Source organism: Streptomyces humidus, assembly GCF_014649655.1.
In the GTDB taxonomy this organism is placed as follows: domain Bacteria; phylum Actinomycetota; class Actinomycetes; order Streptomycetales; family Streptomycetaceae; genus Streptomyces; species Streptomyces humidus.
The window spans coordinates 1-25,428 of the sequence record NZ_BMTL01000025.1; the positions used below are offsets into that span (position 1 = coordinate 1).

20 protein-coding genes are annotated in these 25,428 nt (G+C 73.0%); 16 read left to right on the forward strand and 4 right to left on the reverse strand.

Going from position 1 to position 25,428, the window contains the following annotated elements; translation table 11 throughout:
- From IE239_RS26895 to IE239_RS26920, 6 genes are all read left to right on the forward strand, one after another.
- Positions 1–243, forward strand: a 243-nt coding sequence (locus IE239_RS26895) for an alpha-glucosidase C-terminal domain-containing protein (protein ID WP_190151988.1), incomplete at its 5' end; no start/stop codon positions are given.
- Positions 244–271: 28 nt separating this feature from the next.
- The gene (locus IE239_RS26900) at positions 272–1,633 is read left to right on the forward strand and encodes a maltokinase N-terminal cap-like domain-containing protein (protein ID WP_190151989.1); all 1,362 of its coding nucleotides are present in this window, start codon (positions 272–274) and stop codon (positions 1,631–1,633) included.
- 5 nt (positions 1,634–1,638) lie between these two features.
- On the forward strand, positions 1,639–3,843 hold the full coding sequence (gene glgB / locus IE239_RS26905; RefSeq protein ID WP_190151990.1) for a 1,4-alpha-glucan branching enzyme: 2,205 nt from the start codon (positions 1,639–1,641) through the stop codon (positions 3,841–3,843).
- A gap of 57 nt (positions 3,844–3,900) precedes the next feature.
- Positions 3,901–4,989 (forward strand): glutamate--cysteine ligase 2, encoded by a 1,089-nt coding sequence (locus tag IE239_RS26910; RefSeq protein WP_190151991.1) that lies wholly within the window; start codon positions 3,901–3,903, stop codon positions 4,987–4,989.
- A gap of 145 nt (positions 4,990–5,134) precedes the next feature.
- Positions 5,135–7,036, forward strand: a complete 1,902-nt coding sequence (locus tag IE239_RS26915; protein WP_190151992.1) for an AMP-dependent synthetase/ligase — start codon at positions 5,135–5,137, stop codon at positions 7,034–7,036.
- Positions 7,037–7,319: 283 nt separating this feature from the next.
- Positions 7,320–7,766 carry an ATP-binding protein gene (locus IE239_RS26920; RefSeq protein ID WP_190151993.1) on the forward strand — a complete coding sequence of 149 codons (447 nt, stop codon included), beginning with the start codon at positions 7,320–7,322 and terminating at the stop codon, positions 7,764–7,766.
- A 34-nt stretch (positions 7,767–7,800) separates the two neighbouring features.
- Here IE239_RS26920 and IE239_RS26925 read toward each other — a convergent pair whose 3' ends face one another.
- Positions 7,801–8,247, reverse strand: a complete 447-nt coding sequence (locus tag IE239_RS26925) for an ATP-binding protein (protein WP_190151994.1) — start codon at positions 8,245–8,247, stop codon at positions 7,801–7,803.
- Complete coding sequence (locus IE239_RS26930; RefSeq protein ID WP_190151995.1) at positions 8,244–8,615, reverse strand: PRC-barrel domain containing protein; 372 nt, start codon at positions 8,613–8,615, stop codon at positions 8,244–8,246. Before IE239_RS26930 ends, IE239_RS26925 begins: the two co-directional genes overlap by 4 nt.
- A gap of 438 nt (positions 8,616–9,053) precedes the next feature.
- Here IE239_RS26930 and IE239_RS26935 point away from each other — a divergent pair, with 438 nt between their 5' ends.
- The 3 genes from IE239_RS26935 to IE239_RS26945 all read left to right on the forward strand — a co-directional run bounded on the left by IE239_RS26935 (position 9,054) and on the right by IE239_RS26945 (position 16,538).
- A complete protein-coding gene (locus IE239_RS26935; protein WP_190151996.1) occupies positions 9,054–13,343 on the forward strand; it encodes a HAMP domain-containing protein in 4,290 nt (1,429 codons plus the stop codon).
- 179 nt (positions 13,344–13,522) lie between these two features.
- Positions 13,523–15,895, forward strand: coding sequence for a SpoIIE family protein phosphatase (locus IE239_RS26940; protein ID WP_229878338.1), 2,373 nt, complete (start codon positions 13,523–13,525; stop codon positions 15,893–15,895).
- A 244-nt stretch (positions 15,896–16,139) separates the two neighbouring features.
- Entirely contained in the window at positions 16,140–16,538 is a 399-nt protein-coding gene (locus IE239_RS26945; RefSeq protein WP_190151998.1) for an STAS domain-containing protein, read from the forward strand.
- 184 nt (positions 16,539–16,722) lie between these two features.
- On the opposite strand, the gene IE239_RS26950 is transcribed toward IE239_RS26945, so the two are convergent.
- Complete coding sequence (locus IE239_RS26950) at positions 16,723–17,205, reverse strand: MarR family winged helix-turn-helix transcriptional regulator (RefSeq protein WP_190152106.1); 483 nt, start codon at positions 17,203–17,205, stop codon at positions 16,723–16,725.
- A 75-nt stretch (positions 17,206–17,280) separates the two neighbouring features.
- On the opposite strand from IE239_RS26950, the gene IE239_RS26955 reads away from it, so the two are divergent.
- Genes IE239_RS26955 through IE239_RS26980 form a run of 6 tightly spaced genes read left to right on the forward strand, consistent with a single transcriptional unit; the run spans position 17,281 to position 23,230 of the window.
- Positions 17,281–18,561, forward strand: coding sequence for a PP2C family protein-serine/threonine phosphatase (locus IE239_RS26955; RefSeq protein ID WP_190151999.1), 1,281 nt, complete (start codon positions 17,281–17,283; stop codon positions 18,559–18,561).
- Positions 18,562–18,566: 5 nt separating this feature from the next.
- Positions 18,567–19,472, forward strand: a complete 906-nt coding sequence (locus IE239_RS26960; RefSeq protein WP_190152000.1) for an STAS domain-containing protein — start codon at positions 18,567–18,569, stop codon at positions 19,470–19,472.
- Positions 19,469–19,873 (forward strand): STAS domain-containing protein, encoded by a 405-nt coding sequence (locus IE239_RS26965; RefSeq protein WP_190152001.1) that lies wholly within the window; start codon positions 19,469–19,471, stop codon positions 19,871–19,873. The genes IE239_RS26960 and IE239_RS26965 overlap by 4 nt, the downstream gene beginning before the upstream one ends.
- The gene (locus IE239_RS26970) at positions 19,870–20,319 is read left to right on the forward strand and encodes an anti-sigma regulatory factor (RefSeq protein ID WP_190152002.1); all 450 of its coding nucleotides are present in this window, start codon (positions 19,870–19,872) and stop codon (positions 20,317–20,319) included. The genes IE239_RS26965 and IE239_RS26970 overlap by 4 nt, the downstream gene beginning before the upstream one ends.
- On the forward strand, positions 20,316–21,419 hold the full coding sequence (locus IE239_RS26975) for an ATP-binding SpoIIE family protein phosphatase (RefSeq protein ID WP_190152003.1): 1,104 nt from the start codon (positions 20,316–20,318) through the stop codon (positions 21,417–21,419). The genes IE239_RS26970 and IE239_RS26975 overlap by 4 nt, the downstream gene beginning before the upstream one ends.
- Positions 21,416–23,230: a PP2C family protein-serine/threonine phosphatase gene (locus IE239_RS26980; protein WP_190152004.1), complete on the forward strand. Its 1,815-nt coding sequence runs from the start codon at positions 21,416–21,418 to the stop codon at positions 23,228–23,230. The genes IE239_RS26975 and IE239_RS26980 overlap by 4 nt, the downstream gene beginning before the upstream one ends.
- 7 nt (positions 23,231–23,237) lie before the next feature.
- On the opposite strand, the gene IE239_RS26985 is transcribed toward IE239_RS26980, so the two are convergent.
- Positions 23,238–23,786 carry a MarR family winged helix-turn-helix transcriptional regulator gene (locus IE239_RS26985; protein WP_190152005.1) on the reverse strand — a complete coding sequence of 183 codons (549 nt, stop codon included), beginning with the start codon at positions 23,784–23,786 and terminating at the stop codon, positions 23,238–23,240.
- Between the two features lie 226 nt (positions 23,787–24,012).
- On the opposite strand from IE239_RS26985, the gene IE239_RS26990 reads away from it, so the two are divergent.
- Positions 24,013–25,389, forward strand: a complete 1,377-nt coding sequence (locus IE239_RS26990) for an NAD(P)/FAD-dependent oxidoreductase (RefSeq protein ID WP_190152006.1) — start codon at positions 24,013–24,015, stop codon at positions 25,387–25,389.
- Positions 25,390–25,428 lie beyond the last annotated feature (39 nt).

The following is a 25,428-nucleotide window of genomic DNA, read 5'->3' on the forward strand; positions in this document are numbered from 1 at the left end:
GTCCTCGCCTTCCTGCGCGAACACGAGGACGACCTGGTGCTGTGCGTGCACAACTTCTCACGCTTCGCACAGCCCACCGAACTCGACCTCAGCCGCTACGACGGCCGCCACCCCGTCGAGCTGTTCGGCGGAGTCCGCTTCCCCGCCATCGGTGAACTGCCCTACCTGCTCACCCTCGCGGGCCACGGCTTCTACTGGTTCCGGCTCACCAGAGCCGCGTCCCGGATCGGTCGCCGCCAGTGAGCGTGCGCCGCGGAAAGGATGGGTCACCGTGACGAGGACCGCACCCCTGCGACCGGGCAGCGCGAGCGGCGTCCGCTCCGTCGGACCGCTCGCCGCGCTGCTGTGCGAATGGCTGCCCCGGCAGCGCTGGTTCGCCGGCAAGGACCGGCCGCTCACCGATCTGCGCATGCTGTCGATGACCGAGCTGTATCCGGGCTGTCTGCATCTGCTCGTGCACGCCGACCAGTCGGGGCTCCCGACGCCGGGCGGCACTCCCCCGGCCGGCGACTGCTACCAGCTGCTGCTGGGCGTCCAGGAGCATCTGTCGCCCCGGCTGGGGCGTGCTCTGATCGGCAGGGTCGAACAGGGGCCGCTGGCCGGGCTGACGGTCCATGACGCGCTGCAGGACCCCCGCTCGGCGCAGCTGCTCCTGGAGCGGATGCGCCACCCCGGCGCCCTGGGCCCGCTGTGCTTCGAGTCCGACCCGTCCGTGTCGCTGCCCCCGGGGCTCGCGCCGCGGCTGCTGGAGGCCGAGCAGTCCAACACCTCGCTGGTGTACGGGGACGCGTTCATCCTGAAGATCTTCCGGCGCGTCCAGCCCGGGGTGAACCCCGATCTGGAGGTGCCCGTCGCCCTGGCCGGGCAGGGGTGCGGGCGGGTTCCCGCGCCCGTGGCCTGGTTCCGCACGACGCATCCGCAGGAGGCGACCCTCGGCGTGCTCCAGCCGTTCCTGCCCGACGCGTCGGACGGCTGGACGCTCGCGCTGCGGGCCCTGGCCCGCGGGGAGGACTTCACGGCCGAGGCCGAGGAGCTGGGACGGGCCACCGCGGACGTCCACCTGGCGCTGGCCGCGGCCCTCCCGGCCGGTCCGGACGCCGAGGACGGACGGACCGCGGCGGCGATGACCGAACGGCTGGAGGCGGCGGCCCGCCACGTGCCGGCGCTGCGGCCGTTCGTCCCCGGGCTGACCACCGCGTTCGGCGCGCTGGCCGTGTGCGACGCCGGGCCGCCCGCCCAGCGCATCCACGGCGACCTGCACCTCGGTCAGGTCCTGCGGGCCGGACGCGACTGGTTCGTCATCGACTTCGAGGGCGAGCCCTCGCGTCCGCTGGCCGAGCGGCGCAGCGCCCATTCCCCGGTCCGCGACATCGCCGGGATGCTGCGCTCCTTCGACTACGCCGCCCGCCAGCGCCGCCCGTGGCGGCCGGAGTGGGCACGGCGTTGCCGGGAGGCCTACTGCGCGGGCTACGCGGCCCGCGCAGGCTGGGACCCCCGGAAGAAACATGCCCTGTTGCGTGCCTACGAGACCGACCGAGCCGTGTACGAAGTGCTGTACGAGGCCCGTAACCGTCCCGACTGGCTGCCCGTACCCATGGCGGCGATCGAGCGACTCGCCGTCCGAGGAGGCTGACCCCCGTGGCCCTGCGTGACACCACTCCGCCCGAGTCGGCCGGCCCCCGCCCGCGCACGGCGCCCGCGCTCGATCCGGGCGACCGCGACCGCCTGCTGTCGGGCTCCCACCACGATCCGCACGCCCTGCTGGGCGCGCACCCGGTACCGGGCGGCATCCTCTTCCGGGCCCTGCGCCCCTTCGCGGACGCCGTGAGCGTCGTGATCGACGGCGATGCCACGCCGTTGGCCTCTCAGGGCGACGGTCTCTTCGCCGCCGTCCTGCCGTCGGCCGAGTCGCCCGCGTACACGCTGCTGGTGTCGTACGACGGTGTCGAGCACAAGGTGGACGATCCGTACCGCTTCCTGCCCGCCCTCGGCGACCTCGATCTGCATCTGATCCGCGAGGGGCGGCACGAGGAGCTGTGGAAGGCGCTCGGCGCGGAGCCGATGGCGCACCAGGGGGTGAGCGGCACCCGGTTCACGGTGTGGGCGCCGAACGCCAGGGGGGTGCGGGTCGCCGGGGACTTCTGCTTCTGGGACGGGACAGCCTTCCCGATGCGGTCCCTGGGCTCGTCCGGGGTGTGGGAGCTCTTCCTGCCCGGCATCGGCGAGGGCGCCCGGTACAAGTTCGAGATCACCTCCCGCCACGGGCACCGCTTTCTCAAGGCCGACCCGATGGCGCGGCGCTGCGAGGTACCGCCGGACACCGCGTCGATCGTGCACGCCTCGCACTACGAGTGGACGGACCGGGAGTGGATGGCGCACCGGGGCGACGTCCCGGTGCACGTGGCGCCGTTCTCCGTGTACGAGGTCCATCTGCCTTCCTGGCGACCAGGTCTGACTTATCGTCAGCTGGCCGAGGTGCTCCCGGCGTATGTCGGCGACCTCGGTTTCACCCACGTGGAGTTCATGCCGGTCGCCCAGCACCCGTTCTCCGGCTCCTGGGGGTACCAGGTCACCGGCTTCTACGCGCCGGCCTCCCGGCTGGGCACGCCGGACGACTTCAAGTGCCTGGTGGACGCGCTGCACCGGGCCGGGATCGGTGTGATCGTGGACTGGGTGCCGGCGCACTTCCCCAAGGACGACTGGGCGTTGGGGCGGTTCGACGGGGACCCGCTGTACGAACCCGGGGACTCCCGGCGGGCCGAGCACCCGGACTGGGGGACGTTCGAGTTCGACTTCGGGCGCGTCGAGGTACGCAACTTCCTCGTGGCGAACGCGACTTACTGGTGCGAGGAGTTCCATGTCGACGGTCTGCGGGTGGACGCCGTCGCCTCGATGCTCTATCTCGACTACTCCCGGGACTCCGGGCAGTGGACGCCGAACGTGTTCGGCGGCCGGGAGGATCTGGACGCGATGGCGTTCCTGCAGGAGATGAACGCGACGGTGTACCGCCGCAACCCGGGGGTCGTCACCATCGCGGAGGAGTCCACCGCGTGGGAGGGGGTGACCCGGCCGACCGACAGCGGCGGTCTGGGATTCGGGCTGAAGTGGAACATGGGCTGGATGCACGACTCGCTCCAGTACATCGCCAAGGATCCGGTGCACCGCAAGTACCACCACAACGAGATGACGTTCTCGATGGTGTACGCGTACAGCGAGAACTACGTGCTGCCCATCTCCCACGACGAAGTGGTCCACGGCAAGCAGGCGCTGGTGTCCAAGATGCCCGGCGACTGGTGGCAGCGACGCGCCAACCAGCGGGCCTATCTGGGCTTCATGTGGGCCCATCCCGGCAAGCAACTCCTTTTCATGGGACAGGAGTTCGCGCAGGGCGCGGAGTGGTCGGAGGAGCACGGGCCGGAGTGGTGGCTGCTCGACCCCGGCTACGCATCGGCGGGCGATCACCGGGGCGTGCAGGATCTGGTGCGCGACCTCAACGCCGTCTACCGGGCCACCCCCGCGCTCTGGGAGAGGGACACGGACCCGGCAGGCTTTCGCTGGGTGCTCGGCGACGCGGCGGACGACAACGTCTTCGCGTTCCTCAGGCACGACGCCCACGGGGCTCCGCTGCTCGCCGTCAGCAACTTCTCCCCGGTCGTGCGCCACGACTATCCGCTGGCCGTCCCCGGCGACGTCCCGGCCTGGCGCGAGGTACTCAACACCGACGCCGCACGCTACGGCGGCAGCGGCGTCGGCCAGGCAGCCCCGGTCGCGTCCCGCGAGGGCCGGATCGGGCTGACGCTGCCGCCGCTGGCCACGGTGTGGCTGGCGCCCTCGTCCGCTTGAAAGCAGGCGGAGGGGGCAGGCGGGTGCGTACCACCCACCACAGGAAGGTCACCTCGCGTGCGCACCGTCGGAGTGGAGGAGGAACTTCTCCTGGTCGACCCCGGGTCCGGGGAGCCGCAGGCCCTGTCCGCCGCCGTCCTCGCCCGTGCCGCGCGGTGCGCGGCGGACGACGACGTCTTCGAGAAGGAACTGCACAGCCAGATGCTCGAGTTCAACACCCACCCACAGTCGGGGATGGACGAGCTCGGCGCGGAGATCGTGCGCATCCGCGGGGAGGCGGCACGGCATGCCCGGGAGGCCGGGTGCGCCGTCGCCGCGCTCGCCACCTCGCCGTTGCCGGCGCGCCCCTCGATCGGCATGAACCGGCGCTACCAGTGGATGGCGGAGCAGTACGGGATCGCGACGCGTGAGCAGATGGTGTGCGGCTGCCACGTGCATGTGTCCGTCGAGTCGGACGACGAGGGCGTGGCCGTCGTCGACCGGATCCGGCCCTGGCTGCCGGTGCTGGTCGCGCTGAGCGGCAACTCGCCCTTCTGGCAGGGGCGGGAGACCGGCTACGCCAGTTACCGCAGCAGGGTGTGGCAGCGCTGGCCGTCGGCGGGTCCGACCGAGCTGTTCGGTTCCGCCGAGAGCTACCGCCGACGGGTGGCGGACATGGTGGACACGGGCACGATCCTCGACGAGGCCATGGTCTACTTCGAGGCCCGGCTCTCGGCCCGCTATCCGACGGTGGAGGTGCGGGTGGCGGACGTCTGTCTGCACGCGGACACCGCCGTGCTGATCGCCACGCTGGTGCGCGGGCTCGTCGAGACGGCCGCCCGGGACCGGCAGTCGGGCCGGGGTCCGCTCGACCACAGCGTGAGTCTGCTGCGGCTGGCCAACTGGCGCGCCGCGCGCACCGGGCTGACCGGGGACCTGCTGCACCCGGCGACCATGCGGCGCACCCGCGCCGAGACGGTCGTGGAGGCCCTGCTGGAGCACGTGGAGGGCGCGCTGTCGGACAGCGGTGACCTGGAGCGGGCCCGCGCCTCCTGCGCCCGACTGCTGCGGCACGGCACCGGGGCCGAGGTCCAGCGTGAGGTGTGGGAGCGCACCGGCAGTCTGCGCGAGGTCGTCACCGCCTGCGTGGAGCACACGCAGGCCTGAGGAGCCCGGCCCTGGGGTCGAGATCGTCAAGGCGGATTACATATCCGTTCCCGGCCACAAGCGGTCTCTCCTGGGCTACATTCGACCACCGTCGATGACCCTTCCCGTCGGCGGAGTCACAGCCCGCACACGTCAGGAGCAGCGCATGCGCGACTTCGCCCTCGCTCCCCCAGCCCCCTCGCCCCTGACCGGAGGGCTCGCCGACAGCGTCTTCGAGACCGCCGCCCGTACCCCCGCGCTCCCGGTGCTCGCCCGGCGCGCGGACGCCTCCGCCGGCTGGGAACAGGTCACGGCCGCCGAGCTGTGCGACGAAGTGACCGATCTCGCCAAGGGGTTCGTGGCGTCGGGGATCTCCCCCGGCCACCGCGTCGCGATCATGGCGCGCACCCGGTACGAGTGGACGGTGCTGTGTCACGCGTTGTGGGCGGTGGGCGCCGAGGTGGTGCCCGTCTGTCCGACGTCCTCGCGCGAGCAGGTCGAGTGGATCCTGCGGGACTCCGGCTGCGTCGGGGTGGTCGTCGAGGACGAACAGAGCGTCATGACCGTGGGATCCGTGTGCGCGGCCCTGCCCGCGTTGCGCCACGTATGGCAGTTGGACGCGGGAGCGCTCGAACAGCTCACGCAGCGCGGTGAGTCGGTGGCGCTCACCACGGTGAACTCGCTGCGCCGGATCGTGCTGCCCGACTCCTCGGCCGTGATCGCGTACACCTCCGGCACCTCCGGGCGGCAACGGGGCTGCGCGCTGACCCACCGCAGTCTGGCCAGTCCGTGCGACACGCTCCTGGCCGGCTGGGGGCACACGGCGGCGCCGGAGGGCGAGCAGGCGAGCGTCCTGGCCTTCCTGCCGTTCTCCCATGTCTACGGACTGATGATCCAGGGGCTGTGCCTGCGCGGGGGCATCCTGATGGGTCACGAGCCCGACCTCGGCGCCGAAGCGGTCACGGAGTCGCTGCGCACCTTCCGCCCCACGTATCTGTACGCGGTCCCCTCGGTGTTCGAGAAGATCTACAAGAACTTCCTGCGGGTGGCCCAGGAGGCCGGACGCGGCGCCCTGTTCGAGCGGGCGGCGGAGACGGCGCGGGTCTTCGCGGCCGCCGTCGAGCGGCAGCGCCTGGGCCGCGGCTCGGGGCCGGGCCTCGATCTGCGGCTGCAGCACGCGGTGTTCGAGCGGACGGTGTACCGCAGACTCCGGGCGGCGCTCGGCGGCCGGGTCCACCGCGCCACCTCGGGCGGCTCGCCCCTCCTGCGCGATCTGTCCCTCTTCTACGAGGGCATCGGCATCTACGTGCACGACGGGTACGGCCTGACGGAGACCGGCGGCGGGATCACCATGCAGCCCCTGGGCCGGGAGAAGTCCGGCACCGTCGGGCAGCCCCTCCCGGGCACGGACCTCCGGGTCGCGGACGACGGGGAGATCCTGGTGCGCGGCCCGTCGGTCTTCCAGGGCTACCTCAACGACGACGCGGCGACGCGTGCGGCCCTGTCGGGCGGCTGGCTGGCCACGGGGGACCTGGGCTACCTGGACTCCGACGGCTATCTCACGATCACCGGCCGCAAGAAGGACGTCATCATCACCAGCGGCGGCAAGAGCGTGGCGCCCACCGCGCTGGAACAGCGGCTGCGGATGCACCCGCTCGTCCACCAGGCGGTGGTGGTGGGCGACAACCGGCCCTGCGTGGGCGCGCTCATCACCCTCGACCCCGACTTCCTGGCGCACTGGCGCGGTGGTCTGACGCTGCACGGGGACTCGCAGAGCCGGGAGACGCGCGAGGAGAACGCGCTGCGGGAGGAGATCGGGCGGGCGGTGGCCGCCGCCAACAGCGCCGTGTCCCGCTCGGAGTCGATCCGGGCCTTCCGTATCCTGCCGCAGCCCTTCGACCAGACCAACGGGCTGCTGACCCCTTCGATGAAGCTGCGCCGCGACTCGATCGTGGCGCACTACGCGGCGGAGATCGAGGCGATGTACCAGGCGCGGGCGCGACTGCCCCGGCAGAGTCCTCAGGAGGAGGTCCTGAACTGGGACGACGCGGACGACGTGTTCCGCTGAGCCGGCTCCGGCCGTCCGCGGGGAGCGCCCGCGGGCCCACCCGGTGCGGGACCGCTCCGGCCGCCTCTCGCACGTGGGGTGATCACCTGGTGACGGACCGTCGGATCCCGGCCCGCCCCGGCGGCGAGGAGCCGTGCCGTACGTCCTGCGGAGCCGTAGGCCGCGACCGGACGGACGCGTAGCCTGGGCGGCCCCGGGAACCCTGCAAGGGGCGAAGCCGGACACGGACACAGCCGCACGAGAAAGGACGACGGTCCCGGCCGAGGCGGGACCGCACACTGACATGGCAACCGAGCCGCGGGGTAACGAAGCATTGTCCTCCTGGGCGATTCCGAGCCGAACGGCCCGTTTTGCGGGTGAACCGCACGACGTGACGGGTGCGCGACTGACCACGGAGGAATTCCTCCACGACCTGGCGCGGGCGTCACCGCCGACGGCGCCGGAGTGCTGGCACGACATCGTGCTGATCGTCACGGAGCTGGCCGCCAACGCGGTCCAGTACGCGCCGGGGCCGTTCGAGCTGCAGCTGCGGCGCACGTTCGACGGGGTGCACGTCACGGTGCACGACACCAACAGCACTCCGCCGACCCCTCGCCCGTTCCACCCCGACAGCGGCGGCGGGGGCATAGGCTGGTACCTGGTGCACACGCTCTGCACCCAGGTCAGCGTGGTGACCGCGGACGCGGGACAGGAGCCGGGCAAGGACGTCCACGTCTTCCTGCCGTGGTGAGGCCACGGTGCGGCCGGCGTGCGGTGCGCGCTGTTCAGACCGGGCGGTCGAGGTCGCGGACCGGCAGAAGCACGCTGATCGTCTTCCCGCCCGTGGACCGCTTCTCGACGTCGATCTCCCGGGCCAGACGGACGACCAGCGGCCAGCCGTAACCGCCCGTACGACCCCCGGCGGGCGGGGAGCCCGGCCCGTACGCGGCGGCCGGCACGACGTCGCTGTGATCCCGGACGTCGACGCGGATCCCCTCGGGAACGGGCGTCACCTCGAACCCGGCCAGTCCGCCGCCGTGCCGGAGGGCGTTGCTCACCAGCTCCGACACGACGAGCAGCAGATCGATCACGTCCTCCTCGCGCGCCGGGTGCGTCGAGGGATCCCACCGGGAGTCCACCACCGCACGGGCATGGGCCCGGGCGGACGCCGCGGTCGTCACCCGCGCCGCGGGCGCGCAGGTCCGTACGGTCGCGGACTCCCCTTCCCTCACGGCGACGCCGTCCCCCTCGGGGCCGGGCGGCCGTAGTGTTCGCCGACGGCCGTGAGATAGGCGGGGTCGCCGGTCTCGCTGTCGGTGCGGAAGCGGGGCGCCTCCTTCACCTCGTCGCCGGTGCAGGCCAGAGAGACCTGGCGGGCCGCGTGGTCGACGCCCTTCACCAGGCCCACCGGGACGACGGCGCTCCTGCCGAACACCCAGACGCCGGTGTCGACGACCAGGTGCCGCATCCCCTGCGGCCCGGCCTCGCGTTCCACATGTCCCAGGGTGCCGTCGGTCGTCACGACGGCGTAGCCGGTGAGGTCCTGTCCCTCGACATGACCGCTGCCCGGCGCGTACGACCAGATTCCGTGGATGGTCACGCTGCTCCCTTCTCGCGTTCCACAGCTGCAATTACCCTGCCGGGGCAGCCGCATTCGGGGCGGGACGGCCTGTTTCGGGCCTCGGCCGGGCGGGCGTGGGCGCCCGCCCGGGAAGCCGCGGGAAACAGGTGCACCACGCCCGCACGACGCGGGGGCGCCGGGGCGGACGGACCGCGTCGTCGCGGAGAGGAAATCTGATCGGGTACCCCGCTTCCGGTCATGCATGCATCGTGTGCACGCTCTGGAATTCCTGTGTGGGCGAAGTGATGTGAGGCTTTGTTTCCGTGCGCTCGCGTGGGTTAGCCTGCGGCGGATTTCTCTCATCGCACACTTCCGTGAACTGCGGAAACACTGGCGCGACATGCGGGGCCGCCCACCCGGGCGGCCCGGTTCCGAGTCCCCGTCCGGGGGCTCCTGGGGAGCGGAACGAGGATACGCATGACCAGCAACGTGACCGAGACGTCGGACACGGTTCCCGGCGACCACGAGCTTCGCCAGCTCCTGGCCGGCCTGACAGCGGTACGGGACGGGGACTTCGGCACCCGGCTGCCCACCGACGGCGACGGTCTCATGGGCGACATCGCCACCGTCTTCAACGGCATGGTCGACCAGCTGTCGGTCTTCACCTCCGAGGTCACCCGGGTGGCGCGGGAGGTGGGCACCGAGGGCACTCTGGGCGGACAGGCCGAGGTGCCGGGGGTGTCCGGGACCTGGGCCGACCTCACCGACTCCGTGAACGCCATGGCGGGCAACCTCACCACGCAGGTGCGCGACATCGCCCAGGTGGCGACCGCGGTGGCCAAGGGCGACCTCTCCCAGAAGATCGACGTGCCGGCCCGCGGCGAGATCCTCCAGCTGAAGGAGACCGTCAACACGATGGTCGACCAGCTCTCCGCCTTCGCCGACGAGGTCACCCGCGTCGCCCGCGAAGTGGGCACGGAGGGACGCCTCGGCGGCCAGGCCCAGGTGCCGGGGGTGGCCGGGGTGTGGCGTGACCTCACGGACTCGGTCAACTTCATGGCCGGAAACCTCACCAACCAGGTCCGCAACGTCGCCCAGGTGACCACCGCGGTGGCCAAGGGCGACCTCTCCCAGAAGATCACCGTCGACGCCCGCGGCGAGATCCTGGAACTGAAGAACACCATCAACACGATGGTCGACCAGCTCTCCGCCTTCGCCGACGAGGTCACCCGCGTCGCCCGCGAGGTCGGCACCGAGGGACGCCTCGGCGGCCAGGCGGACGTCAAGGGCGTGAAGGGCACCTGGCGAGACCTCACGGACTCGGTCAACTTCATGGCCGGAAACCTCACCAACCAGGTCCGCAACGTCGCCCAGGTGGCGACGGCGGTGGCCAAGGGCGACCTCTCCCAGAAGATCACCGTCGACGCCCGCGGCGAGATCCTCGAGCTGAAGAACACCATCAACACGATGGTCGACCAGCTCTCCGCCTTCGCCGACGAGGTCACCCGCGTCGCCCGCGAGGTCGGCACGGCGGGCAACCTCGGCGGCCAGGCCACCGTCCGCGGGGTGTCCGGCACCTGGAAGGACCTCACAGACAACGTCAACGTCATGGCGTCGAACCTGACGGGTCAGGTCCGCTCCATCGCCCAGGTCGCCACCGCCGTGGCCCGCGGCGACCTGTCGCAGAAGATCACCGTCGAGGCCAAGGGCGAGGTCGCCGCGCTGGCCGATGTGATCAACACCATGGTGGACACGCTCTCCGCGTTCGCCGACGAGGTCACCCGCGTCGCCCGCGAGGTCGGCACCGAAGGACGCCTCGGCGGCCAGGCGCAGGTCCCGAACGTGGCCGGCACCTGGAAGGACCTCACCGACAACGTCAACTCCATGGCCAACAACCTCACCGGCCAGGTCCGCAACATCGCCCTGGTGACCACGGCGGTGGCCAAGGGCGACCTGTCGAAGAAGATCGACGTGGACGCCCGCGGCGAGATCCTCGAGCTGAAGACGACCATCAACACGATGGTCGACCAGCTCTCCGCGTTCGCCGACGAGGTCACCCGCGTCGCCCGCGAGGTCGGCACCGAAGGACGCCTCGGCGGCCAGGCCGAGGTGGAGGGCGTCTCGGGCACGTGGAAGCGCCTGACGGAGAACGTCAACGAGCTGGCCGGGAACCTGACCCGGCAGGTCCGGGCGATCGCCGAGGTCACCAGCGCCGTCGCGGAGGGCGACCTCACCCGGTCGATCACCGTGGTGGCCTCCGGTGAGGTCGCCGACCTCAAGGACAACATCAACTCGATGGTGGAGTCGCTGCGCGAGACCACGCGGGCCAACCAGGAGCAGGACTGGCTCAAGACCAACCTGGCGCGCATCTCGGGCCTGATGCAGGGCCACCGCGACCTGCCCGTGGTCGCCGAGCTGATCATGGACGAGCTGGTGCCGCTGGTGTCGGCCCAGTTCGGCGCCTTCCATCTCGCCGAGGACGGCCCCGACGGACCCGAGCTGCGCCTGGTGGGCGCCTACGGCTACCCCGCCGACGACACCCGGCCCACCCGCGTCCCCTTCGGCCGCTCCCTGGTCGGCCAGGCCGCGCGCAGCCGCCGCACGATCACCGTCGACGAGCTGCCGCCCGGCTATGTCACCGTCTCCTCGGGGCTGGGCGAGGTGGAGCCCAGCGCCCTGCTGCTGCTGCCCATCGTCTTCGAGGGGCAGGTGCTCGGCGTGATCGAGCTGGCGTCGGTCACGTCCTTCACCCAGACCCATGTGGACTTCCTGGAGCAGCTGCGGGTGACCATCGGCGTCAACGTCAACACCATCGTGGCGAACGCCCGCACCGACGAGCTGCTCGACGAGTCCCAGCGGTTGACCGCTGAACTGCAGGCCAGATCGGCCGAGTTGCAGTCCCAGCAGGAGGAGCTCCAGCACTCCAACGCCGAACTGGAGGAGAAGGCCTCGTTGTTGGCGGCGCAGAACCGCGACATCGAGGCGAAGAACCTGCAGATCGAGCAGGCCCGGCAGGAACTGGAGGCGCGGGCACAGCAGTTGTCGCTGGCGTCGAAGTACAAGTCGGAGTTCCTGGCGAACATGAGCCACGAGCTGCGCACCCCGCTCAACAGCCTGCTCATCCTGGCCCAGCTGCTGGCGCAGAACCCCTCGCGCAACCTCACCCCGAAGCAGGTCGAGTACGCGGGCATCATCCACTCGGCCGGCTCGGACCTGCTGCAGCTGATCAACGACATCCTGGACCTGTCGAAGGTCGAGGCGGGCAAGATGGACGTCTCGCCGGAGCGGGTCTCGCTGCGGCAGCTCATCGATTACGTCGAGGCCACGTTCCGGCCGATGACCTCGCAGAAGAGCCTGGAGTTCAGGATCGACACGGCCGCGGGGGCCCCCGCCGACCTGCTGACCGACGACTCCCGGCTGCGTCAGGTGCTGCGCAACCTGCTCTCCAACGCGGTGAAGTTCACCGAGCAGGGCGGCGTGGAACTGCGCATCGAGCCGGCCTCCGACGAGGAGGTGCCGAGCGGTGTGGTGCGCGGCGGCACCGTGGTGGCGTTCCGGGTGAGGGACACCGGCATCGGCATCCCCGAGCAGCAGCTGGAGACCATCTTCGGCGCCTTCCAGCAGGCGGACGGCACCACGAGCCGCAAGTACGGCGGGACGGGTCTGGGGCTGTCCATCACCCGCGAGATCGCGCACCTGCTGGGCGGCGCGGTGACGGTGGACAGCACTCCGGGGCGCGGCAGCACCTTCACCCTCTATCTGCCGGTGGCGCGACGGGACTTCCAGGAGGTCATCGACGGCGGCCGGCCGGTGGAGCGGGTCCTGGGCGAACCGCCCGCGGCGATCCCCGCCGGCGTCCCCGGCGTCCAGGGCGTGCCGTTGGCCGCGGGTCCGGCCGCGCGGCGCCCGCGCCGGCTGCTGGTGGTGGAGGAGCGGCCGCGCGGTCTGCTGACGCTGGTGGCCGAGAGCGTCGTCGCGGACATGGCGCGCGGCCGGGAGGACGGCACGTCGGCGGCACCCGTCGACATCGTCACCGCGGTCGGCGCGCACGAGGCCGCGGGCGCGCTGGCCGCGGAGCCGTGCCACTGCGTCGTCCTGGAGCTGGGCATGCCCGACGCGGAGGCGTCGCGGTTCCTGGAGGCCCTGCACAACGACTCGGCGCTGACCGGCGTGCCGGTGCTCGTGCACAGCGGGCACCGCGCGGACCTCGCCCAGGAGCGGAGCCTGCAGTCGCGTGCCGCGGGCAAGCCGATGGAGTTCCTGTCCAGCCTGGACGAGCTGCGCGAGCGCATCACGCTGCACCTGTCGGCCGAGCAGCCGGGGGACGTCCTGGCGCTGGTGCGCCCGGACGAGCCGCAGCAGCCCGAGGGGCCGCCGCCGGTCGACGACGCCGTCGTGGGCCGCACGGTCCTCGTGGTCGACGACGACGCGCGCAACCTGTTCGCGCTCAGTGGCATTCTGGAGCTGCACGGGGTGCGGGTGCTGCACGCGGAGAACGGCCGCGAGGGGATCGACACCCTGCGCAACAACCCGGACATCGCGATGGTGCTGATGGACGTGATGATGCCCGAGATGGACGGGTACACGGCCACGGCAGAGATCCGCCGCATGCCCGAGTACGCCGAGCTGCCCATCGTCGCGGTGACGGCCAAGGCCATGCCCGGCGACCGGGAGAAGAGCCTCGCCTCAGGGGCCAGCGACTATGTCACCAAGCCGGTCGACACCCATGACCTCATGGCCTGCGTCCGCCGCTGGCTGTCCGTCTGAGGAGGTCCTGCCCGCCCCGCGCCACAGGCGTTCCGAGCCGAGGAGACCAGCACACCGTGACCATTCCCGCCCAGCCCACAGAATCCGGCGACGCCCGGTCCGGTCCGGCGGCGCCGGCCGGCGCCGCCGGGGCCACGACCGCCACGGCGAGCCCCGCCCCGCCCGCCGGGCACGCGCTCGTGTCCGGGCAGGACGCGAGCCTCGCCGAGGCGGACGCGGCGTCCTCGCCCGTGGGCCGGCTGGCCGCCACCGTGGACCGGCTGCGCCAGGAGGTGCGGGCGGCCCAGGCCGAGGCCGACGGGCGGGCCCTGGTCGAGCTCGCCAAGGGCATCCTCGTGGAGCGCCTGGGGTGCGGGCCGGCCGAGGCGGCGCAACAGCTGACCGCGCTCGCCGAGCAGGCCGGGACGACCCCGCTGGAGTTCGCGGTGGAGGTCATCAACCAGGCGGCCAAGGACCGCGTCTCGGAGGTGACGGAAGCCTTCCTCGCCGCCGTCCGGGGGGTGGACGATCCGGCGGAGCAGTCGACGGCCGTGCGGCTGCGGACCGCCGAGAGCGGGGCGCTGGCGGCGGCGCACGACACGCAGGCGGTCGCCGACTCCCTGCTGCAGCACGCGCTGGGCCCGCTGGGCGCGGTGGCGGTGGCGATCTGGGCGGTGGGCTCCGACGGCTCGCTGACGCTGGCCGGGAGCGCGGGCTTCTCCCCCGGCGAGGCGGAGCGCTGGCGGTACGTGCCGCCGGACGTGGCCACCGTGGCGCGCAACGCCCTGGCCGAGGGGTCGACCCAGTGGATCGGATCGCTCGAACGGACCGGGCTGCCCACCGTCGGCCGCCAGCTGCATCCCGAGGGCGGACGGGTCGCCGTGCCCGCCGCGACGGCCGGGCGCGTGCACGGGATCCTGGAGATCGCCTGGCCGTCGCCCCTTGCCCCGCAGCCGCCGCAGGTGATGCGGCAGGTGGAGGCGCTGGCGGAGCTGTGCGCGCACACCCTTCAGTCGTACGCGTACGTGCGCGGGACCGATCAGCAGCCGGTCGTGCTGCCGGACGCGTCGGAGCTGATGGACCTGACGGACGGCCTGCACGATCCCGCCCTGGTGCTCGTGCCGCACGTCGACGGGGCGGGCAAGCTCCTGGACTTCCGCATCCAGCACGTCAACGACCGGTTCCTCGACCCGGCGGGCCGGCCGCGGGCGGTGATCAACGGCGCCCTGCTGCTGGAGGCCTATCCGATGGCCGCCGGCGGCGGCGACCTCTTCCAGCGGATCGAGCGGGTGCACGCCACGGGCGAGCCGTTCCGGGCCCGCCGGATGAGTCTGACCGCGCTGGTCGGCGAGGTGCCGCTGGCGGCGGTGGCCGATCTCAGCATCAGCCGGCACGGCACGTGCGTGCTGCTCATCTGGCGGATCGAGGACGAGGCGGCCCGGCTGGCGAGCCTGTTGCAGAACGCCCAGCGCCTCGGCCGCATCGGAGGCTTCGAGGAGGACCTCCTCACCGGTGAGACCACCTGGAACGGGCAGCTGTTCGCGCTGTACGGGCGGCCGCTGTCGAGTCCTCCGGTCCGGCTGGAGGAACTGGCGGAGCACACCCACCCCGACGACGCGGTCGTCGTGGGCCGTCTGCTGCGCACGCTGCTGCACCGCCGCCGGCCCGCTTCCGCCGCCTTCCGGCTGCAGCGGCCGGACGGGGTGACCCGGCACATGCGGATCGTGGCCGAGCCGGTGCTGGACACCGACGGGCGGCTGGTCGCCGTGCGCGGGGCCTACCAGGACATCTCCTCCCAGCACTGGACGGAGGTGGCGCTGGCCGCCACCCGCGACCAGCTGGCGCAGACCGAGCAGCACGCCAGCGAGCGCAGCCGGCTCGCGCTGCAGCTCCAGCACGCCATCATGCCGCCCACGCGGGCCCCGCTGGAGGCTCCCGGCCTCCAGGTGGCGGTCCGCTACCGGCCGGCCGAGGAGGAGCACCTGGTGGGAGGCGACTGGTACGACGCCGTCGTGCTCCCCTCCGGGCTGGTGATGCTGTGCGTGGGCGATGTCGCCGGACACGGCATCGAGGCGGCCACCAGCATGGTGGTGCTGCGCAACGCGCTGCGCGGTCTGGCCGTGACCGGGGCGGGACCGGGGCAGCTGCTGTCGTGGCTCAACATCGTCGCCCACCATCTGACCGGCTCCATCACGGCCACCGCGGTGTGCGGTCTGTACGACCCGTCCCGGCACACCCTGCGCTGGGCCCGCGCGGGCCATCTTCCGCCGGTGCTGGTGCGGGACGCCCATGCGGCGCCGCTGCCCCTGCTCGCGGGCATGCTGCTGGGCGCCGTGCCGGACACGGAGTACGAGGAGGCGGAGGTCCAGCTCGCGGCGGACGACACCCTGCTGATGTACACCGACGGCCTGATCGAGCGGCGCGACCGGTCCGTGGAGGAGTCGCTGACCCAGTTGCTGGTGCAGGCCCGCACGGTGCCGCCGACCCTGGACCAGCAGCTGGACCGGCTGCTCACGTACAGCAGGTCCGACACGGACGACGACACCTGCATCGTGGGCATCCGGCTGCGGTGATCGTGGGCATCCGGCTGCGACAGGAGTCCGGGCGGGCGCGGGTCTGCGACGTCGATGCATGTCCCGGGGATTCGGGGGTATCCGCCTGTGCGCACCAACAGGCCCAAGATCCGCAGGTGGAAAGGGGCTGGACCGGACCATGGGGTACGTATCCGTGCCGCCCGTCGTCCCCGTCCACCGTCGCGGCGCATCGAAGTCGCCCGCCGGGGCAGACGCCCCCGACCGCCAGCTTTCGGAGGAACACGTGTCCATCGCCCAGAACCCCCTGTCCGTCGAGGTCACCCTCCCTCGTGAGGACGTCGCCCTGGTCACGGTCGCGGGCCATCTCGATCTCGACACCGCGACCGAGTTCCAGGCGCATCTGGCCAACCAGCTCCATCACGGACGACGGCACTTCCTCATCGATCTCTCCGAGGTCCCGTTCATGGACTCGTCCGGGATGAACATCATCCTGCGGGTCTACCAGGAGGCCCGAGGGCTGCCGGGCAGCGTGCACGTGATCAATCCGACGCCGGCGGTGCGCCGGGTCCTGGACCTCACCGGGGTCAGCATCACCGTGCCCATATCCGACAAGCCCGAGCAGGCGCTGGAACTCATCGACCGGCAGCACGCGTCCGAGGCGCCCGACTCCCGCGGCCGCTGAGCGGCGGGACGCCGTCCGCGGGGTCCCGGGCGCCGGGCCGGGCCGGAAAACTCGCAGGGGCGGACGACCGACGCCCAACAGTTGTCATTTGACAACTGTCCAGCAAAGCAACAGAGTGAGCGGGACCGATGCGGGAGGGATCACGGATGCGCCGGTGGGCGAACCCGATCGCCCGGGAACACCGTCAGGCGGTCCGGGCGTCAGCGGCGTCGGACTCGTGGATCTGCGCGGCCGCGGCCGCGCAGAAAGCCTCCAGGCCGCCCAGCAGCGCGGCGCGCTGCGCTTCTGGCATCTGCTCCAGCACGCCTTCCAGGGCCGCCTCCCGGCGCGACCTGAGGTCGGCGAGGAAGGCGCTCCCGCGGCGGCTCAGGAACAGCTCAAGCTCCCGGCGGCTCCCGGCGGAGGTGCGGCGCTCGACGAAGCCGACGGCCTGGAGCCGGTCGCACAGACGGCTGGTGGACGGCGGAGTGGACCCGAGGGAGTCGGCGAGCGTGCGCAGGTTGATGCCTTCGTGGTGCTCCAGGATGAACAGCACACGCAGCTGGGAGGCGGAGACCGGCGCCGTGGAGGCACGACCCCAGAGGACTTCCAGCAGTTCCGACGCCTGTGAGGTCACACGCGCCACCTGGTGGGGCTGCGGACGCGAGGAACGCGAGGAGGGCGACATCACGGTGACACTCTCGCAGGCTTCTCGGCGGCTGTCAGCCCACCCCCGCCGCGGGGAGACGACGGGACCGGCCGCGTGAACGCACTCGTCGCCGCCGCACGCGCCCTGCGCGCGGCGGCACCGCACCGGCTGCCCGGCGCGCTGCACACCGTGCTGCGCGCCCGTCACGCGGCCGAAGCGGTCGACTTCCGGCTGGCCGACTACGGACTGACGGCGCTGCTGACCGTGGCGCCCGACGGGCACGACCCGCAGCACCGGCGGTCGGTCCCCCTGCACGGCAGCGCCCCCGGCCGCGCCTTCGGGTCCCAGGAACCGTACGTGGAGGACCGCGCCGACGGCCTCGTCGTCGCGCACCTGCCCGTGACCGTGCGCGGCGACCGGCTGGGCGTCCTGTCGGTCACACTGCCCGCAGCGGAGCTCGACGACGGGCGGCTCGCCGAACTCGCCGAGCTGGCGCGGCTCCTGGGGCACGAGGTCGTCGTCGCCGAGCGCGACACCGACGTCTACCGGCAGGCACGCCGCACCGACCGGCTGACGCTGGCGGCCGAGATGCAGTGGGAGTTGCTCCCGGCCCGGTCCTGCGCCGCCGACGAGTACGCGCTGGGCGCCCAGCTCGAGCCCGCCTACGCCGTCTTCGGGGACAACTTCGACTGGGCAGCCTCGGCCGACCGGCTGCTGGTGTACGTCACCGACGGCATGGGCGAGGGCATCGAGGCGTCGCTGCTGACCGGACTCGGGATCAATGCGCTGCGCAATGCGCGCCGGGCCGGGATCCCGGTCGCGGACCAGGCGGCCCTCGCCGACCAGGCGATCCACGCCCACTACCGGGGCGAGGCGCACCTGTCGGTGCTCCTGGCGGAGATCGAGCTGTCCACGGGGTGCATGCGGGTCGTCGACGCCGGCTCGCCGCAGCTGCTGCTGGTGCGCGACCGGGCCCTGACCCGCCTCGCGCTCGACGCGCAACTGCCGCTGGGCATGTTCGAGGAAACCGACTACACGGCGCAGGAGTTCGACCTGCTGCCGGGCGACCGGCTGCTCTTCGTCAGCGACGGGGTGCACGCGGTCGCGTCGCCGGACGGCGTGGCCTACGGCGAGCACGCGCTCGCCAGGGCGGTGGCCTCGGCGGCCCTGCTGCCGGCGGCGGACGTCCCCGGCGCGGTGCTGCGCGAGCTCACCGCCCACCGCGGCGGAACCGAGCCGGACGACGACGCGCTGGTCGTGTGTCTCGACTGGTTCGCAGGACAGTTCCCGTCGTCGTCCGGCAGTCCCGATGCGGATCTGCCGCCCGGCGACGGGCCCAGTACGGTCCCCTCGCCATCGGCGGGACCACAGCGACACGAAGCGGACGAGGAGTGAAGCAGTTGCCGGAACACGACACGGCGGCACGCAACGCGCAGAACCCGACGCCCACGGAGGAGGTCGGCGCGTTCCTGAGCCGCCGCCGTGAGCAGATCGCCCAGCGATGGGCCGACGAACCCCTGTTCCGTGCGGTGTTCACCGTCTCGCGGGACGAGGCGGTGGAAGCGGGCCGGGCGATCGCCGACGCGCTCGCCCAGGTGGCCGGGTCAGGCCGGGTGGAGGACACCGACGGCTCCGGCTTCACGCCGGTGCGCGAGCAGCTGGCGATGACGGCGGCCTCCCGGGCCCGCGCCGGACTGACCACCGCGCAGATCTCGCGCGAGGTGGACGCCCTGCGCGTGCCCGCGGTGGACCTGCTCGTCGCCGACCTCCCGCAGGCCTCGTCCGAGCACGTCAGGGAGTGCGCGACGACCCTCACGGCGCTGATGGGGACGCTGCGGCTCGTGGTCATGGAGACCTCGCTGACCGAGGGCCAGGCCCTCATCGACCGGCAGCAGGTGCAGCTGCTGGAGGTCGCCACGCCGGTCATCCGGCTCTGGGACGGCATCGTCGCCGTCCCGCTGATCGGCACGCTCGACAGCGCCCGCAGCCAGGTCGTGATGGAGACCCTGCTGGAGTCGGTCGTCGACCAGCAGGCGCGGTTCGCGATCCTGGACATCACCGGGGTGCCGACGGTCGACTCGCTGGTGGCGCAGCACCTGATGAAGACCGTGGCCGCCGTGCGGCTCATGGGCGCGGAGTGCGTCGTCTCGGGCATCCGGCCCGCCATCGCGCAGACGATCGTCCATCTCGGCCTCGACCTGCCCGTGGTCACCCGCTCCAGCCTCGCCGACGCCCTGGCCTACGCCCTGCACCGGCTGGGCGCCGACATCGTGTCCGTGACGCCCGGCGGTGCTGGTCCCCGGTGAACCACGATCTCTCGCGCGCGGGCGCGGCCCCCGTGCCGGTGCTCCGGCTCGGCGACGTCCTGCTGGTAACCCTCCAGGGCGACCTGCACGACGGCACCGCGGAGCGACTGCAGCAGGACATCGCCGAGTCGATCGTCCGCAGCCGGGTGACCGGAGTGGTCATCGACATCTCCGGGGTCGAGATCATCGACTCCTACCTGGGACGTGTGCTGGCCGAGATCGCGGCCGGCTCGCGTCTGCTCGCCGCCCGGACGGTGGTGGCGGGTATGCGGCCCGCGGTGGCGATCACCCTGGTGGAGCTGGGGCTGACGCTGCCGGGGCTGCGGACCGCGCTGAGCACGGAGGCGGCCTTGGAGCTGCTCGCGGCGCCGGTGGACCGCCCGCGCCGGGAGCCACGGTGAGCGGGACGGCCGCGGGCGTCGACGCCCGCCTGCCGATCCGCTCGGACCTGGATCTGGTGTGGGTGCGCCAGCACGTGCGTCAGGCGGCCGCCGCGGTCGGTTTCGGCCTGGTCGAGCAGACCAAGCTGGTCACGGCGGCCAGTGAGCTGGCCCGCAACACCCTGGTGTACGGCGGTGGCGGCGAGGTGGCGACCGAGCGCGTGCAGGACGGGCGGGGGACGCATGGACTGCGGCTGACCTTCACCGACCGCGGGCCGGGCATCCCCGACCTGGAGCAGGCGCTGAGCGACGGCTACACCTCGGGCGACGGGCTGGGCCTGGGCCTGGGCGGAGCCCGTCGGCTGGTGCACGAGTTCGCCATCGACAGCGCGCCCGGGTCCGGCACCACGGTCACGGTGACCTCCTGGGCCGATCGCCCGCCCCGGCCACGGGAGGAGCTGAGATGACCCGCGTGTGGGACGTCCCCGTGCACGACTCGACGCGGCTGCGCGACGCACGGGTGGCCGCGGAGGGCGCGTCGGCGCTGGCCGGTCTGGACCGGGCGCGCGCCGACGCCGCCGCCCTGGTGGCGACGGAGCTGGCGACGAACCTGCTCAAGCACGCGCACGGCGGACAGCTCCTGGTGGAGGCGGTCGCCGCGCCGGGCGGACGCGCGGACGGCCTCATGGTCCAGATCGCCGCCGTGGACCACGGGCCGGGCATGGCCGACGTCCCGGCGGCCCTCGACGACGGATTCTCCACGGCAGGCTCGCTCGGCGCCGGCCTGGGCACCTGCCGACGGCTGGCGGACGACTTCGACCTGCACAGCGTCCTCGGGCGCGGCACGGTCGCGCTCGCCCGGATAGGCGGTACGGCGGCGTCCCGCGGCCGCCCCGGCGCGGCCGGAGGCCGGACCGGCTCCGGCGCGGCGGGCGAGGTCGTCGCGGACGCGCCTTTCGGGGTGCGCGTCGGCGGGGTCAACGTCCCCTTCCGGGGCGCCGAGCACTCCGGGGACGCCTGGACCTGCGTACGGGCCGGCGACCTGCTGACGCTGATGCTCGCCGACGGGCTGGGACACGGGCCCGAGGCGGCCCTCGCCTCGACCGCGGCGGTGGAGGAGGCCCGGCGTTCGGGCCACCTCCCGCCGGCCGAGCTGCTGCGCCGACTGGACGACGCGCTGCGCGGCACGCGGGGAGCGGCGGCCGCGGTGGCCCAGCTCGACCTGCGGGCCGGGCGGCTGCGGTTCGCCGGCATCGGCAACGTGGGCGCGCGGCTGCGCGAGGGCGATTCCTGGCGGCATCTGCTCTCCCGGCCCGGCATCGTCGGCGCCTACCGGCCCTCGAGGCTGCCCGAGACGGAGGCCCGCTGGGCCCCGGACCGTCTCCTCGTCCTGCACAGCGACGGGCTGCCCAGCCGCTGGGCGCCGCCCGCCGATCCCCGTCTGCTGTCCGCCGACCCCGCGCTCACCGCCACCGTGACGGTGCGCGACGCCGGCAGCTCCGCCCGCCCGGCGCGTGACGACACCGCCGTGGCCGTCCTGTCCCCGACCCCGCCGGACCGCACATGACCCGCACCTGGGAGATCAGCACCGTCACCGACGCCGCACGGGTGCGGATCGCGACCGCGCGGGTGGCCGCCGCCTGCGGCGTGCCGCCGCTGGAGCGCACCCGGCTGACCGCCGCACTCGGCACGCGGCTGCGCCGGTGTCTGGCCGAGGGCGGTGCCTGGCGGCTCGTCCTGACGACGGCCCGGGCGACCCTGCGGGTCGAGGTGGCCCGCTCCCCCGCCGGCGACGAGCCGCCGTGGCTGATCACCGCGCCCTGTCCCGGACCCGCCGGCCCGGCGGCCGACCCGCTGGCGGCCGACGCCCCCGTGCTCTCCGAGGCCCTGCTCGGCGCCGACGAGGACGCCGCCGTCCTGCTGGACCGGCTCGCCGGGCAGGAGGAACTCGTCGCCTTCCACCGGGAGGAGCTGCACCAGACCAACCAGGGCGTCCTGGCGCTGCACGCGGAGCTCGACGCGGCCGGGCGGGCGCAGCGCGAGGCCTTCGCCGCGGAGCGCGCGGCGCGCCGGGAGGCGGAGGCCGCCCGGCGCAGGCTGACCTTCCTGGCCGACGCGAGCGCGGCGCTGACGGCCTCCCTCGACCATGAGGAGATCGTGCGCCGGCTGCCGGAGCTGCTGGTCCCCGAGTACGCCCGCACGGTCGACGTGTGGCTCCTCGACGCCGAGGGGGACCGCGGCCCCTCCGTCCCCCGTCCGGCGGCCGCCGTGCTCGCGGCCCGCACCGGCCGGCCGCAGTACGCGGCGGCGCGGCCGGGCGGCCTGCCCGGGGTGAACGACCAGCCCCCGTCGGCGCTGCTGCCCGACCGGCCCCTGCTGTGCGTGCCGCTGCCCGCGCGCGGCGCGCCCCTGGGCGTGCTGACGCTGACCCCGCCGGGTGAGCGCTGGGACCCCGACGACGCCGTGATGCTCCTGGAGCTCACCCGGCGGGCGGGCGGCGCGCTGGAGAACGCGCGCCGTTTCGAGCACAACCAGGACATCGCCGAGACCCTTCAGCGCGCCCTGCTCACGGAGCTGCCGAGCCTCCCCGGCCTGCGCCTGACGGCGCGCTATCTGCCGGCGACCTACGGGCTGAACATCGGCGGCGACTGGTACGACGCGTTCCGGCAGCCCGACGGCAGTCTGATCACGGTGATCGGCGACGTGACCGGGCACGGCCTGCACGCGGCGGTGATGATGAGCCAGCTGCGCACCGCGCTGCGCGCGTACGCCGTCGACGGGGGCACCCCCGGCGAGCTGCTGACGCGGCTGCACACCTTCCTGCACCACCTTCAGCCCGACCTGTACGCCACAGCCGTGATCGCACGCTTCCAGCCCGGCGAGCCCGTGCTGACGTGGGCGGCCGCGGGGCATCCGCCGCCCGTGCTGCGCGGGCCCGACGGGCGGGTGCGCACGCTCGACGCCAAGCCGGGGGCGATGCTCGGCATCCCACTGCACCAGGAGATCTCCGACCACACCGTGCCGCTGGAACCCGGTTCCACGCTGGCGCTCTACACCGACGGACTGGTGGAGCGCCGCGCCCAGGGCATCGACCCGGGGATCGAGCGTCTGTCGGCGGCGCTGGGCGCGTTCCGCGCCGACGAGCTGGACGCGGATCTGGACGGGTCGGCGGAGCGCATCCTGGAGCCGATGCTGAGCGACTCGGAGCGCGACGACGACGTCTGTCTGCTGCTGTGCCACCTGGACGGCCGTTTCGACGGCCGTTACGTCAGCCGCGCCGACGGCGGTCCGCACGGACGGGACGTACGGCTCGGCGGTCGTCCCGGCGACCGCCGCCTCGACGGGCGTCTCGACGGCCATCTGCCGGCCGGGTCCTGAAGGGCGCTCAGCCGTCCGTCCCGACGCGCCCGCGCCCGGTCCCTCCGGTCCGTCCGGTTCCGGGGCTCCTGGCCTGCGCCTGGTGGAAGGCGAACAGCCCCCGTTCCAGGGCCGCGCGCTGGGCGGGCGACATGCCCTCGAACACGGCCGCGAGCCGCCTTACCCGGCGCTCGCCCACATCGGCGAGGACACGCTTGCCGTAGGCGGTCAGCACGAGCCGCACCTCGCGGCGGTTGCGCGGGTGGACGGCGCGCTCCAGCAGCCCCGCGGCCTCCAGCCGGTCGCACAGACGGCTCGCGGTGGGCAGGCCGACGTCGAGGCGCTCGGCCAGGGCGGTCAGGTTGAGCTCCGGTCTGTGCCGGACCGTGCGCAGGGCGAGCAGTTGCCGGGCGGGCAGCCGCGGCGCCGCCTCCTCCACAGCCGTCAGCCAGCAGGCGACCAGGCTCTCGACCGCGTCAGCGACCTGACGGGCCTGTGCCCGCCCGCCGTCCCGCCCCACGTCCCGCCGAGCGTCCCGCCGGCCGTCGCCGGCGTCCTCCGCACAGCCCACCGTCATCGCTCTCCGAGCACCGCGAGTGTCATGTACGTCGGCCTACCCGAAGGCAGGGGGCGTACACAGGGCCGTCCGCGGGTACGGAGGCAGCCTCAGGAGAAACGTTCGTCTGCATGCCTCGTCCGACTGGCGCAACCGGTCCGGGCGCGGTGGGATCGATGAGGTGCGAACGCCCGGGGGCGGGGCACGCGCATCAGGTCGGGCAGACCGCCTGGAGCCGCAGAAAGGGATGGACATCGTGACACGACCCAGGATCCTGGTGGTGGGCGCGGGTTTCGCCGGAGTGGGGTGCGTGCGGCGTCTGGAACGCGCGCTCTCCGCCGCGGAGGCCGACGTCACCCTGGTGACGCCGTTCGCCTACCAGCTCTATCTGCCGCTGCTGCCACAGGTCGCCTCAGGCGTGCTGACGCCCCAGTCGATCGCCGTATCGCTGCGCCGCAGCAAGAAGTACCGCACGCGGATCATTCCCGGCGGCGCCATCGGCGTGGACCTCAAGGCGAAGGTCTGCGTCATCCGGACCATCACCGACGAGATCGTCAACGAGCCGTACGACTACATCGTGCTGGCTCCCGGCAGCGTCACCCGCACCTTCGACATCCCGGGGCTGACCGACCACGCCTTCGGGATGAAGACCCTGGCGGAGGCCGCGTACATCCGCGACCACGTCATCACCCAGCTCGACCTCGCCGACGCCAGCAACGACCCCGCCGAGCGGGCCGCGCGGCTGCAGTTCGTGGTCGTGGGCGGCGGCTACGCCGGCACCGAGACCGCCGCGTGTCTGCAGTTGCTCACCCACAACGCGGTCAGGCGCTACCCGCGGCTGGATCCCGGCCTGATCAAGTGGCATCTGATCGACATCGCCCCGAAGCTGATGCCGGAGCTCGGCGACAAGCTGGGCCGCAGCGCGCAGGAGGTGCTGCGCAGGCGCGGCATCGAGGTGTCGCTGGGCGTGTCGATCGCCAAGGCGGGACCGCAGGAGGTCACCTTCACCGACGGGCGGGTCGTCCCGACGCGGACGCTCATCTGGACGGCGGGCGTCGTGGCGAGCCCCCTCATCGCCACGCTCGGGGCCGAGACGGTCCGCGGGCGGCTCGCCGTGGAGGCCGAGATGAACCTGCCCGGCGAGGACGGGGTGTTCGCGCTCGGGGACGCCGCCGCCGTGCCCGACCGGACCAAGGGCGAGGACGGCGCGGTCTGCCCGCCCACGGCGCAGCACGCGATGCGGCAGGGCAGGGCCGTCGCCGACAACGTCATCGCGACGCTGCGTGGGCAGTCGATGAAGCCCTATGTGCACAAGGACCTCGGCCTGGTCGTCGACCTCGGCGGCACGGACGCCGTGTCCAAGCCGCTCGGCGTGGAGCTGCGGGGGCTGCCCGCGCAGGCCGTGGCCCGCGGCTACCACTGGTCGGCCCTGCGCACGGGCGTCGCCAAGGCGCGGGTGCTCACCAACTGGACGCTCAACGCGATCGCGGGCGACGATTTCGTCCGTACCGGGTTCCAGGCCCGCCGGGCGGCGAAGCTGAAGGACTTCGAGTACACCGACAGCTATCTGACGCCGGAGCAGGTGCGGGCGCAGGTGGAGGGGACCGGGCCGGATTCCGCCTGAGATCCACCGGCCACCGCAGAACACGGGCACGGCAGAGCA

Bases quoted from the DNA above. Each gene is read 5' to 3' on its own strand.
- IE239_RS26990 (WP_190152006.1), top strand. From the start codon at position 24,013: ATGGACATCGTGACACGACCCAGGATCCTGGTGGTGGGCGCGGGTTTC.
- IE239_RS26935 (WP_190151996.1), top strand. From the start codon at position 9,054: ATGACCAGCAACGTGACCGAGACGTCGGACACGGTTCCCGGCGACCAC.
- IE239_RS26980 (WP_190152004.1), top strand. From the start codon at position 21,416: ATGACCCGCACCTGGGAGATCAGCACCGTCACCGACGCCGCACGGGTG.
- IE239_RS26950 (WP_190152106.1), bottom strand. From the start codon at position 17,205: ATGTCGCCCTCCTCGCGTTCCTCGCGTCCGCAGCCCCACCAGGTGGCG.
- IE239_RS26920 (WP_190151993.1), top strand. From the start codon at position 7,320: ATGGCAACCGAGCCGCGGGGTAACGAAGCATTGTCCTCCTGGGCGATT.
- IE239_RS26975 (WP_190152003.1), top strand. From the start codon at position 20,316: ATGACCCGCGTGTGGGACGTCCCCGTGCACGACTCGACGCGGCTGCGC.
- IE239_RS26915 (WP_190151992.1), top strand. From the start codon at position 5,135: ATGCGCGACTTCGCCCTCGCTCCCCCAGCCCCCTCGCCCCTGACCGGA.
- IE239_RS26985 (WP_190152005.1), bottom strand. From the start codon at position 23,786: ATGACGGTGGGCTGTGCGGAGGACGCCGGCGACGGCCGGCGGGACGCT.